We start from the raw sequence: 14533 nt of genomic DNA, 5'->3' as shown, positions 1-14533 counted from the left end.
GCCGGACCGCGGCGATCAGTCTTCGCGTTTTTCCGCGGTGCCTTCCTGCTTCACCGCCTCCGGGCTCACCTTCTCGATGGTGTGGCGCAGTTCGCGGCCGAGGATGGTCTTCGCGTCCTTGGCCCAGTTGTCGAGGCGCTGGTCGAAGACGAGCTTGGCGTTCTCGTCGGTGGACACGAGCTTGAGTTCGCGCAGCTTGCGGATGAAGGTGCGGAACAGGCTCTTGTCGAAGAACTCGGGCGCGGCCGGGGCGTAGAGCAGGCTCAGGCGCTGCGCGGCGAGGTGGCAGAGGCTTTCGAGTTCGGCGGCGGCGAGGGTGCCGGGGCCGTTCTTGGCGAGCACCGAGATCGCGATGTAGTAGCGCTCGAACGCCTGCTGCAGCGGATGCCCCAGGCCGCGCAGGCGGAACACTTCGTCGGACTGGCCGGCGTTGCGGGCGAGGATGCCGCCGTCGTCGTCGCCGACCTGCTGCAGCAGGCCTTCGCGCGCGAACACGGCGATGGTGCGTTCGATCTGTTCGGCGAAGCCGGCCTCGTCCCACGGCAGGAACAGTTCGGCCTGCATGAACGGGTACAGCGAGCGGCCGATGCGCAGCAGCGTGTTGCGGCTCATCCGGCGGTTGTGCAGGAAGCAGCAGGCGATCCACGCGGTCGCGGTGAACAGGTGCAGCACGTTGTTGCGGAAGTAGCTCAGCAGCACCGCGGTGTCGCCGTCGACGTGCAGCACGTCGCCCAGCGGGTGCGCGGTGCGCGCGAGCACGCCGATCTCCTCGCCGTGCTTCACGATCTCCTGCGGCGTGTGCGGGGTGACGGTGACGCGGTCGGAGTACGGCACTTCCGCCAGCAGCGTCTTCGACAGCGCGATCTGCGCCAGCAGGTCGGCCTCGCCCATCGCGTGCTTGGGCGTGGACAGCACCGCCAGCGCGAGCAGGTTGATCGGGTTGACGTCGGCGGCGCGGTTGATGTTGATCTGGATGCGGTCGGCGAGCGTGTCGATCGCGGGCGCCAGCCACTGCGGCTTCTCGTCTTCCTGCACCGGCTCGCCGTTCCAGTCCGGCGCTTCCTCGGCGAGGATGTCGCCGAGCTTGATCGGCTCGCCGAAGTTCACCACGACCTGGCCGTAGTTGCTGCGCAGCACGCGGGGAATGCCCATCAGCAGCTGCCAGATCGATTCCTTCTGCTTGGCCTTGCCGGAGAGTTCGTCGAGGTAGCTGCCGCCTTCCATCAGCTTCTCGTAGCCGATGTAGACCGGCTGGAACAGCACCGGGCGCGCCGGCTGGCGCAGGAAGGCGCGGATCGTCATCGCCAGCATGCCGCCCTTGGGCTGCAGCAGGCGGCCGGTGCGCGAGCGTCCGCCTTCGATGAAGTATTCGATCGAGTAGCCGCCGGCGACCAGCTGCGCGACGTATTCGGAGAACACCGCCGAGTACAGCGCGTTGCCGCGGAAGCTGCGGCGCAGGAAGAACGCGCCGCCCTTGCGCAGCAGCGTGCCGATCACCGGCAGGTTGAGGTTGATGCCGGCGGCGATGTGCGGCGGCACCACGCCCTTGGTGTAGAGCAGGTAGCTCAGCAGCAGGTAGTCCATGTGGCTGCGGTGGCTGGGCACGTAGATCACTTCGTAGCCCGGCGCGACCTGCTTGAGCCGGTCGAGGTGGTGCACCAGCACGCCGCGGTAGATGCGGTTCCACACCGTGGTGAGCAGGAACGACGCCGAACGCACCACCGGCGGCGAATAGTCGGCGGCGATCTCGTAGGCGTAGGCGTGGGCCCGCTTCCAGGCGTCCTCGGGCTTGCCGTTCTCGCGGCGCGCGGTGTCGGCGATCGCCTGCTTCACCGGGTCGGCGGCCAGCACCTTGTCGATCAGCAGGCGGCGGGTGGACAGGTCCGGCCCGATCACCGCCTCGCGGATGCGGTTGAAGTGCATGCGCAGCACGCGCGAAAGCTTGCGCACCGTGCGTTCGGGCGGCAGGTCCTCGGCGAGGGTCTCGCGCACCGACACCGGCGCGGCGAACTGCACGTGGGTATCACGGCCGTTGAGCAGGATCGCCAGCAGCCGGCGCGAGCGGCCGACGATCGCCCAGTTCTCGGAGAACAGCACCGAGAACCAGCCGTTGTTCCGGTCCGGTGCGCGGCCGACGAAGATCGACACCGGCACGAGGCGCACGTCGAGCCCGGGATCGGCGCGGTGGGCGTCGAGCAGGCGGGCCAAGGCTTCGGAATGCCGGCGCGCGGGGCGGGTGAGCTTGGGCGGCTTGCCGGTGGCGAGGTCCACGGCCATGTCCGCGGCCAGGCCCAGCGCGCTGTGGCGGCGGGCCAGCGCGACGTAGGCGCGCTTGCGTCCCAGCGGGTCGCCGGTGAGCGGGCGCAGCGCCGACGGCAGCCCGGCCTCGCGGCAGGCGCGTTCGAGGATCAGGGCGTTGGACAGCCCGTAGTCTTCCAGCACGTAGCAGACCGGGCGCGGATCGTCGGCCAGCGCCTCGGGCAGCGGGTCGATGTGCAGCTCGATCCACGGTTCCAGGAACCAGCCCAGCAACCCGGCCCACAGCGGACGGCGGCCACGTGCCTGGGGCGGTGCGGGCGGCGGTTCGGGCGCGGGGGGCGGCGGCATCGCCAGCGCCGGTTGGGTCGGCGTCACCTCAGGCGCCGGATCGGCCGGCGCCGGCGTCTCGTGCGGCGGTTCCGCGGCGTCGGACGCCGGCGTCGCGTCGCCTTCTTCGGGACCGGGCGCGGTGGCGCCGTCGACGGGCGCGTCGGACGCGGCGAAGAGGGCGGATGGGTCGGGCGATGTCGGGCGGTTCGGCATGATCCCCGCCATTATGACGAAGTTGCCTACGGCGTCGTGGCCGCCGGGGTCGATGCGGAGGCCGGCGCGGGCGGCGCGACGGGCACCGAGGACGACGGCGGCGCGTCGGGCACGGCCGCCGCAGCGCGGGCGTGGCGCAGGAAGTCGCTGACATACCAGTGGCCGTCCACGCGTTCCACCGCGACCACGGTGTCGATGGTCGCGCCGGCCAGGGGATAGCGCATGCGGACCCGTGCGCGGTCGCCATCCTGGCCTTCCAGGCTCAGCGCCATCGCGTCGAGGCTGGCATCCAGGTCCAGGCCGTAGCCGCGCAGCACGTCCTTCAGCGCCGCGGCCATCGGTCCCAGCCGGCGCAGGCTCTCGTCCATGCCGTGCCGGCGGAAGTCAGCCGGGTCGCGCAGGCCGGTGCCGCGGGCGGCGAGGGCCAGCTTCGGGATCGCGGCATGCCCGCGCCGGGCATCGCCCAGTCCGGCCCGGCCGCCCCAGGCGGTGACCGCACGCACCAGCTGGACGTAGTGGGCGCGTTCCTCCGCGCTGAGGTCGCCGTCGGTCTGCAGGTATTTCTCGCCGAACAGGCCCAGCGCCTGCGCCGCGGCGCGGATCTCGCCGTCGGCGTGGGCGAACTGGCGGTCGTAGCCCTTGCGCAGGCGCTTCTCGGCGTCATCGGCCGAGAGGCTGGCCAGCACGCCGGGGATGCGCTGGTCGAACGGCAGTTCGTCCAGCGGCCAGCGGGTACGGCCGGCCTGCCAGGCCGCGACCAGCGGCGCATGCAGCGTGGGCGGCACGGCGTCGCGGGCGAACGCGGCGAGGTCGTTGTCGCGCAGGTCGGCGTTGAGCAGGGCCACCGCCTGCACCGGATCGGTCGCGCCGACGTGCGGCGCGTGCGTGCGTTCGCGATCACCGCAGCCGGCCGCACCCAGCGCGAGGGCCAGCGCCAGCAGGGCCGCGAGCGGCGGCGGGCAGGCGCGGGAGGCGATGGCAGGGGCGGCGGCGGGGCACATGGTCCGGCATCTTGGCCGGCCGGCGCGGGGCCGACAAGCGACCGGCAAGAAAAAGGAGACCCGGTGGGGTCTCCCTCAAATCCGGCTCGCGCCGGCAGGTCACGGTTGTGGCATGGCGCCGGCGAGGCCGGCTGGCGCACAGCCTACCCGGCCGCAGATCCTGACGCAATACGTGAAGTTATACGATTCAAACCATTGAAATTGAAGGATTAATCTCGACAGGATTTCCCGGTCGATCACTCCGCCGTGTTCAGCGCGTCGCGCTTGAGGGCGCGACGGCGCTCGACCGGCTCGGACCAGGCGTTGTTGAACACCGCCGGTTCCCAGCTGCCGTAGCTCGGATTGGGCAGCGCCCACCAGCGCTGGCCGAACCAGCCGCGGTACTGCGCTTCCAGCGCGTCGCGGGCGGCCGGGGTGTTGGCGACGATCTGGGTGAAGTCGCCCAACTGGTCGCCGAACTGCATCAGCACCCGGTACTTCCGCGCGGCCAGCTGGCGGCGGCAGAGCTTCTCCGAGCCTTCCTGCTCGCAGCCTTCGACGAACGTGCCCAGGCCCAGGAAGACGCTGTCGTCCTTCACCGGCAGGCCGGCCTTGCGCAGGTTGGACAGCGTGGCCGGGCCGAGGTGCTCGGCGCGGTTGGAGATGTAGATCAGGGTGATGCCGCGTGCGGTGGCGGCCTTGGCGAAGTCGAGCACGCCCGGCAGCGCCTGCGCCTTCTCCTCGCGGACCCAGGCGTCCCAGGTCGCTTCGTCGTAGGTGTCGCCGCTGCGGACCAGCCGCGCCTGGTAGGGCGAGTTGTCCAGCACGGTCTCGTCGACGTCCAGCACGATCGCCGGCGGCAGGCCGCGGGTCGGGTTGGCGCGCTCGCCGGGGACGATGGCGTCCCAGGCCGGATCCTTCAGCGCGGCGTCCAGGCGGTCGGCGGCGGCGTGGTAGACGGTCTCGCAGGTGGCGCGGTACTCGGCCGCGCGCTGCATCCACAGCACCGCGTTGAGGTTGTCGTTCTCGGGCACGGCGGCCGTGGTCGTGGCTGCGGCCACCGGCGTCATCGTGCGGCAGGCGCCGAGGCCCAGGACCGCGGCGAAGAGGGCGACGTGCAGCGTGGACCTGCGCATGGAGACTCCGGAAAGCGTGGCGAACGGGCCGCAGAGTGTAGCCCGCGGCCATGACGACACGCCGGTGCCGCGTCGGCTCAGCCGTCCAGCAGCGCCTTGATCGCGGCGAAGCCGGCGCTCGCGCGCTCCTTCTTGCGCTCGGCGTCGGCCACCGGGTCGGCGCCGTCGCGCTGGAGTTCGGCCGCCGGCAGTTCGTCGAGGAAGCGGCTGGGCGTCAGCCGCAGCTTCGTGCCCCAGCGCTGCGCCTCGCGCGAGTGCGACAGCCACAGCTGCTCCTTGGCGCGGGTGATGCCGACGTAGAGCAGCCGGCGCTCCTCGTCGAGGCGGCCTTCTTCCAGGCTGGCCTCGTGCGGCAGCGTGCCGTCCTCCATGCCGATGATGAACACGTAGCGGAATTCCAGGCCTTTGGCCGCGTGCAGGCTCATCAGCCGCACCTGGTTGCCGGGCTCGCCCTTGTCGGCGTGGCTCAGCAGCGCCAGCGACGCCGCCAGTTCGCCGGGGCCGGCGCCGCCGCGGGCGCCGTCGAACCAGTTCGCCAGTTCGTCGAGGTTGCCGCGGCGCAGCTGGAAGATCTGGTCGTTCTTGCACTGCGCGCGCAGTGCGGCGAGCAGGCCGGAGCGCTCGTTGAGCTGCTTCACCAGTTCGGCCGGCGTGAGCGTACGCGACTCGTGGCGCAGGCCCTTCACGATGTCGGCGAACCCGCTGAGCGCGTTCGCCGCGCGCGGTTGCAACTGCTTCAGCAGGCCGACCGATTCGGCGGCGCGCGACAGCGGCAGGCCGGCGTGGTGCGCCAGCTCCGCCAGCTTCGCCAGCGTGGTGGTGCCGACCTCGCGCTTGGGCGACTGCACGGCGCGCAGGAACGCCGCGTCGTCCTCGGGATTGGCGATCAGCCGCAGCCACGACAGCGCGTCCTTCACTTCGCCGCGGTCGAGGAACGCGGTGCCGCCGCTGAGGTGGTACGGCACGCGCAGCAGTTGCAGCGCCTTTTCCAGAGGCCGCGACTGGTGGTTGCCGCGGAACAGGATGCAGAACTCGCCCCACTCGGCCTGGCGCGATTGATTCAGGAACTGGATCTCCGAGGCGATGCGCTCGGCCTCGTGTTCGCCGTCGCGGCATTCCAGCACGCGGATGCGTTCGCCGTCGGCCTGCTGGCTCCACAGCGTCTTGAGGTGTTCGTGCGGGTTGTTGGCGATCAGCGCGTTGGCCGCGCGCAGCACGCGGTTGCTGCAGCGGTAGTTCTGTTCCAGCTTGACGATGCGCAGCGCCGGATAGTCCTTGCCCAGCTGCGCGAGGTTCTCCGGATTCGCGCCGCGCCAGGCGTAGATGCTCTGGTCGTCGTCGCCCACGCAGGTGAAGTTGCCCTTCTCGCCGGCGATCGCCTTCAGTAGCCGGTACTGCGCGTCGTTGGTGTCCTGGCATTCGTCGACCAGCAGGTAGCCGATGCGCTCGCGCCAGCCGAGGCGGCAATCCTCGTCGCTTTCCAGCAACTGCACCGGCAGGCGGATCAGGTCGTCGAAGTCGACCGCGTTGAACGTGGTCAGGCGCTGCTGGTAGCGCACGTAGAGGTTGGCGGCCTCGCGCTCGCGCGGGCTCTGCGCGGCGGCCAGCGCTTCCTCGGGTGACAGCCCGGCGTTCTTCACCCGCGAGATCAGGCCCTGCATCGCCTGCACCGCATCGGTCTTCGCGCCGGGCATCAGGTCCTTGATCTGCGCGGCGACGTCGTCGATGTCGAACACCGAGAACCCGCGCTTCAGCCCCGCCTTCGCGTGTTCGATCTGCAGCAGCTTCAGGCCCAGCGCATGGAAGGTGCAGATCGTCAGGCCCTCCGCCGCGTCGCCGCGGATGCGCTTGCCGACGCGCTCGCGCATTTCCTTCGCCGCCTTGTTGGTGAAGGTGATGGCGGCGATGCGCTTGGCGGGATAGCGGTTCGACTGGATCAGGTGCGCGATCTTCTCGACGATCACGCGGGTCTTGCCGCTGCCGGCGCCGGCCAGTACCAGCACCGGGCCGTCGGCCAGCAGCACCGCTTCGCGTTGGGGGGGATTGAGGCCGTGCATGGAAATCGTGGGAAGGAACTTGTCGCGACGAAGTAGGTCGTCAGTTTACCCGCCGGCGTCCGCAGGATCGGGTAACTTGCGCATCCTTCGCCGCCGCAATGCCCGGAACGGATCGATTTCCCCATGGAGTTCCCCATGCGTCATGCCCTCCTGCTCGGTCTCGCGCTGGCCTGCGCGACCGGCCCGCTCGCCGCCGCCGCGCCCGCCGGGCCGCCGCCGGACCCGACGAACGATCCGATGCTGATGACCGCGGGGTTCCTGGACAGCCACCAGGACATCAAGTACCGCCTGTACGGCATGGAGGCGTACAAGGCGAAGCGCTTCGAGGACGCCATGCGCTTCTTCCGCCGCGCGGCGTTCTTCGCCGACAAGCCCGCGCAGGGCATGGTCGCGGAGATGTACTGGAACGGCGAAGGCGTGGCGCGCGATCCGGTGCAGGCCTACATCTGGATGGACCTCGCCGCCGAGCGCAGTTACGTCGGCTTCCTCGGCCTGCGCGAGCGCTACTGGCAGGCGCTGACCGAAGCCGAACGCGCCCGCGCGATCGAGGAAGGCCAGGCCGTCTTCGCCCGCTTCGGCGATGCCGCGGCCAAGCCGCGCTACGAGCACCAGCTGCGCATCGGCCGGCGCGAGATGACCGGCAGCCGCACCGGCTTCAACCGCGGCGTGTCGATCGAGATCCCCGGCCCCGAAGGCAGCCAGTCCATCCCCGGCACGAAGTTCTACGACCCGCGCTACTGGGACGCGAAGAAATACTGGGCGTGGCAGGACGGCGTGTGGAAGAAGCCGAAGATCGGCCGCGTCACCATCGGCGAGATCGAGACCGTCTCCCGCATTCCGGAGACCGCGCCGGAGGTCGATGCGCCGGCGCCCGAGGTGACCGATCCCGCGCCTGCGACGCCGTAGCCGGCCACAGGTCTGCGTGGCTTCCGGCAGAGGTGGCGCGCGATCCGCGGCGCTATGGTGCCGGCACAGCGCGAAGCCGCGACGAGGAGACATCACGATGACCGCCCTGCAGAAGCCGCTGTCCCGACGCGATCCGCGTCCGCTGCTGGCTGCGCTGCTGCTGGCCCTCGCCGCGAACGCGGCCGTCGTGAACGTGCACGCTGCCGCATCGCCGCCGACGCCCGCGCAGGAGGCCGTGGCGGTCGACACCGACGCCGAGGCGCTGTCGCACTTCGACACGCTGTACGCGCTCAGCGCCGATCATCCCAACGAACGCTTCCGCCTCTACGGCCAGAAGGCCGCGGCCACCGGCAACTGGGGCGACGCCGCGCGCAACTTCCGCATGGCCGCGCGCTACGCCGACAAGTATTCGCAGCACCGGCTCAGCCTGATGTACTGGCACGGCGTGGGCGTCGCCGAGGATCGCATCGAGGCCTATCTCTGGGCCGACATCGCCGCCGAGCGTGGCTATCCGCAGTTCCTCGCGATCCGCGAGAAGATGTGGGCGGAACTGACGCCGGCGCAGCAGGCGGCGGTGGCCGAACGCGGGCCCGCGCGCTACGCCGAGTTCGGCGATCCGGCCGCGAAGAAGCGCTTCGCCGACGCGCTGGGCCACGGCCGCATGAACGTCACCGGTTCGCACACCGGCTTCGTCGGCTTCCTCGGCGTGAGCACGCCGGAGAAGCTGGGCGGCACGCTGCCGAACGTCGTCGACGGCCTGGAAGTGGCGAAGATCCACACCCGCGAGCGCGACGATCCCGCGCGCTACTGGGCGCACGAGGACCGCGTCTGGAAGCACGCGATCGTCCGCATCGGCGACATCGAGGACGCGAAGCCCGTACCGGCCGCGGCGCCCGAATCCGCCGCGCCGGAACCGGCCCCCGCCTCGCCGCCGTGACGCCGTGCCCCGCGCGCGGGCGGATGCCGCCGTCCGGCCTCCGCCTTTAAACTGTGCGGCATGGCCAAGCTCTACTTCTACTACTCGGCGATGAACGCCGGGAAGACCACCACCCTGCTGCAGTCCGCGCACAACTACCGCGAACGCGGCATGCGCGTGCTGATCTTCACGCCGAAGCTGGATTTCCGCGCCGGCTCCGGCACGGTGGCCTCGCGCATCGGCCTCAGCGCCGAAGGCCAGGCGTTCGAGCGCGACGACGATCTCGACGTCTGGGTGCGCAACGACATCGCCCGCCGCGGCAAGCTCGACTGCGTGCTGGTCGACGAGGCGCAGTTCCTGACCAAGCCGCAGGTGTGGCAGCTGAGCGAGGTCGTCGACAACCTGCGCATCCCGGTGCTGTGCTACGGCCTGCGCACCGATTTCCGCGGCGAGCTGTTCGAGGGCAGCCAGTACCTGCTGGCCTGGGCCGACGAGCTGAGCGAGATCAAGACGATCTGCCACAGCGGCAAGAAGGCGACGATGACCGTGCGCGTCGACGAACAGGGCCACGCCGTGCAGGACGGCCCGCAGGTCGAGATCGGCGGCAACGAGCGCTACATCTCGGTCAGCCGCGCGGAGTTCAAGAAGGTGATGCGCGGCGAGGGCCTGATCGAACCGATGCAGACCCCGCTGCCGCTGGGGTGAGACGCCGGTTCACTCCGTCGGATCAATCCCTCGGCATCGGCGGGAAATCGTCGCGGCTGTCGTAGAAGCCGTTGAGGTCGACGCCGTCGACGCGTGCGCCACTGCCCACGGTCACGTCCATCGGCATCGGCGGACAGGGCGCGCGGATGCACTGCACCTGCTGCACGTGGCCGCCGACGCGCGACGGCTCCGAGCGCGTCCACGCGAACACGCCGTAGTCGTCCGCGGGCAGGCCGGTGATGCGGTAGTCGGTCGCGCCCGCGGCGGTGGTCGTGCAGACGTGGCGCGACGTGGCCGGGTCGCCGCTGCCGATCGCGCAGATGCGCAGCGCGGGCGCGGCACCGTCGTCGTAGGCGATGCGGCCGGTAATCGTGCCGCCCGTGCTGCTGCGCGTGGCCGGCGTGGCGGCCGGTGCCGGCGTGGTGTCCTGCGCGCTGCCGTCGCGCGCGCCGGCGCCTGCGCAGGCGGTGGTCGACAGCGTCGCGGCCAGCGCGAGCAGCGGCAACGGGAAAGCACGGATGACGGCCATGGAACCTCCGGATCAGCGGCAGCGGCGACGCTGGCGTTCGAACTCGCGGACGATGGCGCCGCCTTCGGGCAACGCCTCGTGGATTTCCCGGGCGAGGGCGTCCAGTGCTTCCGGACCGCCGCCGTATCCCGGTTCGCGACAGTGTTGCAGAGCGAGTGCGGTGGCCGCCAGCCACGCCGTCTTGCGCAGTTCAGGATCGGACAGGGGCAGCGCGGCCAGCGTTTCGAGCGTGTGGATCGCCTCCGCCGGCGGTCCTTCCTCCGGCGCGATGCCGTCCGGCGCCGTGCCGGCATGATCGAGTTCGAACCGCGCCAGTGACAGCTGCGCACGCCGCGTGTGCGGATGCGCCGGTCCGTTGTCCGCGGCGTCGGTGGTGATGGCGACCGCGTCGACCAGCCGCTGGCGCGCCTCGTCGTCGTGGCCCAGCGCGGCCTGCACTTCGCCGATCAACCGGTCGATGTCGCCCACCAGCGGATGCTTCGGCCCGAGGTACTGCACGCGCAGCCGCCGCGATTGCATCAGCAGCGGCAGCGCCTCGGTGTCGCGGCCGATGTCGTGCAGGATCATCGCCTTGTTGAACAGCACGCCGGCATACCAGTACGACGACGGCGTCTTGCGCAGCACCGACAACGACTGGTCGATGTGGCGCAGGGCGCGCTCGTTGTCGCCCAGTTCCCAGGCGACGATGCCGATGCTGTTGTCGTTGCGCGCGGTGTCGACGTGGTTGCGGCCGACCCGCGCGACCAGCCAGCGCTGCGCCTGCGCGAAGGCGGCATCGGCTTCTTTCAGCCGGCCCAGGTCGACGTGGATCGCGGCCAGCTGGCGGCGTGCGTCCAGCGTGGCCCGGCTTTCCTCGCCGCGCAGGTCCAGCGCCAGCGTCAGCGCGTCGTGGCAGTCGCGTTCGGCCAGCACCAGGTCGCCGCCGAGCCGCTCCAGGTCGCACATGCGGCGGTGCAGGTCGATCGCCAGCGGATGACGGCTGCCGGCGCTGGCCTGCAGCTGCGCCAGCGCATTGCGGAACCCCTCCAGCGCCAGCGCGGTGCGGCCGGCGTCGCTTTCGAGGTCGGCCAGATCGGCGAGGTTTTCGACCACGCCGGGGATGTCGTCCAGCGTGTTGCGGCGCACTTCCAGCGAGCGCTGGAACAGCAACTGCGCTGCCTTGGCCTTCGGCTTGCCCAGCGTGCGCAGGCAGCGGCCCAGCTCGGAGTAGAAGTCCGCCGCCTGCACCGGCAGCGTCCGCTGCTGGCCGCGGGCGAGGTCCTCCAGCGGGCTCATGTGGTGGATGCAGTCGTCCGCGCGGCCGAGCAGGCGCAGCGTGCGTCCGTAGTCGGACGTCGCGGCCAGGCGCAGGCTGTCGGGCACGTTCGGCAGGCTGTCGAGGATGGCGTTCTGCGTCTTCAGCAGGCGCTCGGCCTCGCGATAGTCGCCCAGGCCCAGGCGCAGGCGTGCGATCACGCCGAACAGTTCCGCCTTCGCCTGCGGCTGCGTCGCCAGCTCGCGGTTGCCGCGCTCCTCGCCGGCCTCCAGCAGCTTGCGCACGTCCAGCGGCCCGGAGGTCTCGCGCCCGCCGGCCTGCTCGAACAGGCCGGTGACGAAATCCTGCAGCGCCTGCGCACGGCTGGCCTCGCGCACCGCCTGCTGCGCCTGCCACGTCACCAGCGCCAGTGCGGTGGTCAGCACCGCCAGCACCAGCGCGGTGGTCGCCAGCGCCCAGCGGTGGCGGTGCACGAACTTCTGCGTGCGGTAGGCGACGCTCTGCGGCCGCGCCAGCACCGGCTTGCCTTCGAGGTAGCGGTTGAGGTCCAGTGCCAGCGCCTCGACCGACGGATAACGATGCTCCGGCCGCTTCTGCAGCGCCTTCAGCGCGATGTTGTCGAGGTCGCCTGAAATCTGCCGCGCGCGCCGGCGCAGCGCGGCCATGCGCGACGGGTCGCTGTCGGCCTCGCGCAGCAGGTTCGCAGACGGCTTCTGCGGATCGGCGAGGAGGATCGCCTCCTCCCACTCCGCGTCGCTCTGGCGCTTGAGCCGGTACGGCTTGGTCTCGGCCAGCAGTTCGTACAGCACCACGCCCAGCGAGTAGACGTCGGTCATCGTGGTGACCGGCTCGCCGCGGATCTGCTCCGGCGCGGCGTAGTGCAGGGTGAAGGCGCGGACTTCGGTGCGGGTGTGCTCGCGGCCGGGTTCCGGCCCATCGAGCAGCTTGGCGATGCCGAAGTCCAGCAGCCGCACTTCGTCCAGCGGCGTGACGAGGATGTTCGACGGCTTCAGGTCGCGATGGACGATGAGGTTGGCGTGGGCGTGGCTCACCGCCTCGCAGACCTGCAGGAACAGCTTCAGCCGCGCCTCCACGTCGAGGTCGCGGGCACGGCACCAGTCGGTGATCGCCTCGCCCTCGACGTACTCCAGCGCGAGGTAGGGCTGGTTGTCGCTGCTGATGCCGGCGTCCAGCAGCCGCGCGATGTGCGGATGGCCGAGGCGGGCGAGGATCTGGCGCTCGCGGGTGAAGCGCTGGCGCAGGTTGGGGTCGGCCAGCCCGGGGCGCAGCAGTTTCAGCGCGACCCGGCGCTGGTACAGGCCGTCGGCGCGGCGCGCCAGCCAGACCTGGCCCATGCCGCCCTCGCCCAGCAGGCGGTCGAGCTTGTACGGGCCGATCGTGGTGTCGGGCTTGGCCATCGGCGGCGGCGCCACCAGCGGTTCGGCCAGGAAGTCGGCGTTCTCCTCTTCCAGCGCGAGCAGGCCTTCGAGTTCCGCGGCCAGCGCCGGATCTTCCTCGTGCAGCGCCGTCAGCCGGGCCTTGCGGGCGTCGGCGTCCAGTTCGAGCAGCGCGTCGAGCAGCGGCGACAGCCGCTGCCAGCGTTCGGCGTCCATCGCGGTCCGGGAAGCGGCGGGAAAGGCGGCCTATCGTCGCCCGGGCCGTTGCGGCCGGCAACCGGGCGTCGGGGTGTCGAGGAAAGTGTCGAGGAAAACGATCGGGTGGATCGTTTTCTTGAACGGCCCGCTTTCCGAACGGTCCGTCAGCGTTCGCCCTCGGGACCGCCCAGCGAGGCCAGCAGGAACATCCGCGCCTTCTGCCAGTCGCGGCGGATGCTGCGCTCGGAGCGTTGCAGCAGTTCGGCGATCTCCTGCTCCGACAGGCCCGCGAAGTAGCGCAGCTCGACCACCTGCGCCAGCTTGGCGTCCACGCCGGCCAGCTTGGTCAGCGCCGTGTCCAGGCCCAGCATGTCCTCGTCCAGGCGCAGGCCGCCTTCGACATCGTCCGGCAGCTCGGTCACGCGGTGCAGGTCGCCGCCGCGCTTCTGCGCCAGACGCTGGCGGGCGTAGTCGACCACCACGCTGCGCATGGCCGAGGCGGCGTAGGCGAAGAAGTGCGCGCGATCGTCGAACCGCACGTCGCGGCGGCCGATCAGCTTGAGGTAGGCCTCGTGCACCAGCGCGGTCGCGTCCAGCGTCTGCCCGTACTGGCCCGCCAGCTGGCGCCGCGCCATCGCGTGCAGCTCGTGGTACAGCGTGCCCAGCACCCGGTCCAGCGCCGCGCGGTCGCCGCCGCGGGCCGCGTCCAGCCACTGGGTGATCTCGGCAGGTTCCTTCTGTGGCTCGTGATCGCTCATGGACGGGGGTTCGCAGGCGCCGACGGTCGGGCGAGGACTATACCGCGCCGCCGCTCAGCGCTGGCAGTGGCCGCACCAGACGGTGGCGCGCTGGGCCAGCATCGCCTGCTTCAGCGGCCGCCCGCATTTCGGACAGGGCTCGCCGCCGCGGCCGTAGGCGGACAGCTCCTGCGCGAAATAGCCCGGCGTGCTGTCGGGGCTGAGGAAGTCGCGCAGCGTGGTGCCGCCGCGCGTGATCGCGTACGTCAGGATGCGCCGGATCTCCTGCGCGATCGCGTGGTAGCGCTCGCGCGAGACCTTGCCCGCTGCGCGCAGCGGCGACACGCCCGCGGCGAACAGCGCCTCGGCGGCATAGATGTTGCCCACGCCGACGACGATCTTCTGGTCCATCAGGAACGCCTTCACCGGCGCGCTGCGCCCGCGGCTGCGTTCAAAAAGAGAGTCGCCGTCGAAATCGTCCGACAGCGGCTCCGGGCCGAGATCGCGCAGCAGTTCATGCATCTCGCCCGGCGGCTGCCACAGCAGGCAGCCGAAGCGGCGCGGATCGTTGAAGCGCAGCACCTTCGGCGCCGCGCGACCCTTGCCTTCGATCAGCAGGTCGACGTGATCGTGCGCCTGCACCGGCGTGTCCGCCGGCAGCACGCGCATGCTGCCGGACATGCCCAGGTGCCACAGCGCCGAACCCGCGTCGGTGTCCATCAGCAGGTACTTCGCCCGCCGCCGGATGCCGGTGATCCGCTGCGACGGCAGCACCGTCTCGATCTCGCGCGGAATCGGCCAGCGCAGATCCGGCCGCCGCAGCGTCGCGCCCAGCACCCGCCGCCCTTCCAGATGCGGCGCCAGACCGCGGCGGGTGGTTTCGACTTCGGGGAGTTCGGGCATGGGGGTGGAGTG

The 14533-nt window shown here is 71.0% G+C and carries 11 protein-coding genes; 3 read left to right on the top strand and 8 right to left on the bottom strand.

Annotation, left to right across the window (positions count from 1 at the left end):
- Window positions 1-15: 15 nt before the first annotated feature.
- The 4 genes from plsB to ACT53R_RS08750 form a co-directional block, all read right to left on the bottom strand.
- A complete protein-coding gene (plsB, locus tag ACT53R_RS08765) occupies window positions 16-2802 on the bottom strand; it encodes a glycerol-3-phosphate 1-O-acyltransferase PlsB (RefSeq protein WP_476171479.1) in 2787 nt (928 codons plus the stop codon).
- A 26-nt stretch (window positions 2803-2828) separates the two neighbouring features.
- Complete coding sequence (locus ACT53R_RS08760) at window positions 2829-3803, bottom strand: hypothetical protein (protein ID WP_476171478.1); 975 nt, start codon at window positions 3801-3803, stop codon at window positions 2829-2831.
- 236 nt (window positions 3804-4039) lie between these two features.
- A complete protein-coding gene (locus ACT53R_RS08755) occupies window positions 4040-4918 on the bottom strand; it encodes a 5'-nucleotidase, lipoprotein e(P4) family (protein WP_476171477.1) in 879 nt (292 codons plus the stop codon).
- A gap of 77 nt (window positions 4919-4995) precedes the next feature.
- Window positions 4996-6975 carry a UvrD-helicase domain-containing protein gene (locus tag ACT53R_RS08750; protein ID WP_476171476.1) on the bottom strand — a complete coding sequence of 660 codons (1980 nt, stop codon included), beginning with the start codon at window positions 6973-6975 and terminating at the stop codon, window positions 4996-4998.
- A gap of 135 nt (window positions 6976-7110) precedes the next feature.
- Between ACT53R_RS08750 and ACT53R_RS08745 the strand changes: the two genes are divergently transcribed.
- The 3 genes from ACT53R_RS08745 to ACT53R_RS08735 all read left to right on the top strand — a co-directional run bounded on the left by ACT53R_RS08745 (window position 7111) and on the right by ACT53R_RS08735 (window position 9502).
- Complete coding sequence (locus tag ACT53R_RS08745; RefSeq protein WP_476171475.1) at window positions 7111-7881, top strand: SEL1-like repeat protein; 771 nt, start codon at window positions 7111-7113, stop codon at window positions 7879-7881.
- Window positions 7882-7978: 97 nt separating this feature from the next.
- On the top strand, window positions 7979-8818 hold the full coding sequence (locus tag ACT53R_RS08740) for a hypothetical protein (protein WP_476171474.1): 840 nt from the start codon (window positions 7979-7981) through the stop codon (window positions 8816-8818).
- Window positions 8819-8878: 60 nt separating this feature from the next.
- Window positions 8879-9502 carry a thymidine kinase gene (locus tag ACT53R_RS08735; RefSeq protein WP_476171473.1) on the top strand — a complete coding sequence of 208 codons (624 nt, stop codon included), beginning with the start codon at window positions 8879-8881 and terminating at the stop codon, window positions 9500-9502.
- 22 nt (window positions 9503-9524) lie between these two features.
- Here ACT53R_RS08735 and ACT53R_RS08730 read toward each other — a convergent pair whose 3' ends face one another.
- The 4 genes from ACT53R_RS08730 to mutM all read right to left on the bottom strand — a co-directional run bounded on the left by ACT53R_RS08730 (window position 9525) and on the right by mutM (window position 14521).
- Entirely contained in the window at window positions 9525-10031 is a 507-nt protein-coding gene (locus tag ACT53R_RS08730; RefSeq protein WP_476171472.1) for a hypothetical protein, read from the bottom strand.
- Between the two features lie 12 nt (window positions 10032-10043).
- The gene (locus ACT53R_RS08725; protein WP_476171471.1) at window positions 10044-12899 is read right to left on the bottom strand and encodes a serine/threonine-protein kinase; all 2856 of its coding nucleotides are present in this window, start codon (window positions 12897-12899) and stop codon (window positions 10044-10046) included.
- Window positions 12900-13045: 146 nt separating this feature from the next.
- Window positions 13046-13639 carry an ECF-type sigma factor gene (locus ACT53R_RS08720; RefSeq protein ID WP_476171470.1) on the bottom strand — a complete coding sequence of 198 codons (594 nt, stop codon included), beginning with the start codon at window positions 13637-13639 and terminating at the stop codon, window positions 13046-13048.
- A gap of 54 nt (window positions 13640-13693) precedes the next feature.
- Window positions 13694-14521, bottom strand: a complete 828-nt coding sequence (mutM, locus tag ACT53R_RS08715) for a bifunctional DNA-formamidopyrimidine glycosylase/DNA-(apurinic or apyrimidinic site) lyase (RefSeq protein ID WP_476171469.1) — start codon at window positions 14519-14521, stop codon at window positions 13694-13696.
- Window positions 14522-14533: the final 12 nt, after the last annotated feature.

Source organism: Lysobacter sp. DMC104 (assembly GCF_056313665.1).
This window is presented reverse-complemented; position numbering and strand designations above follow the sequence as displayed.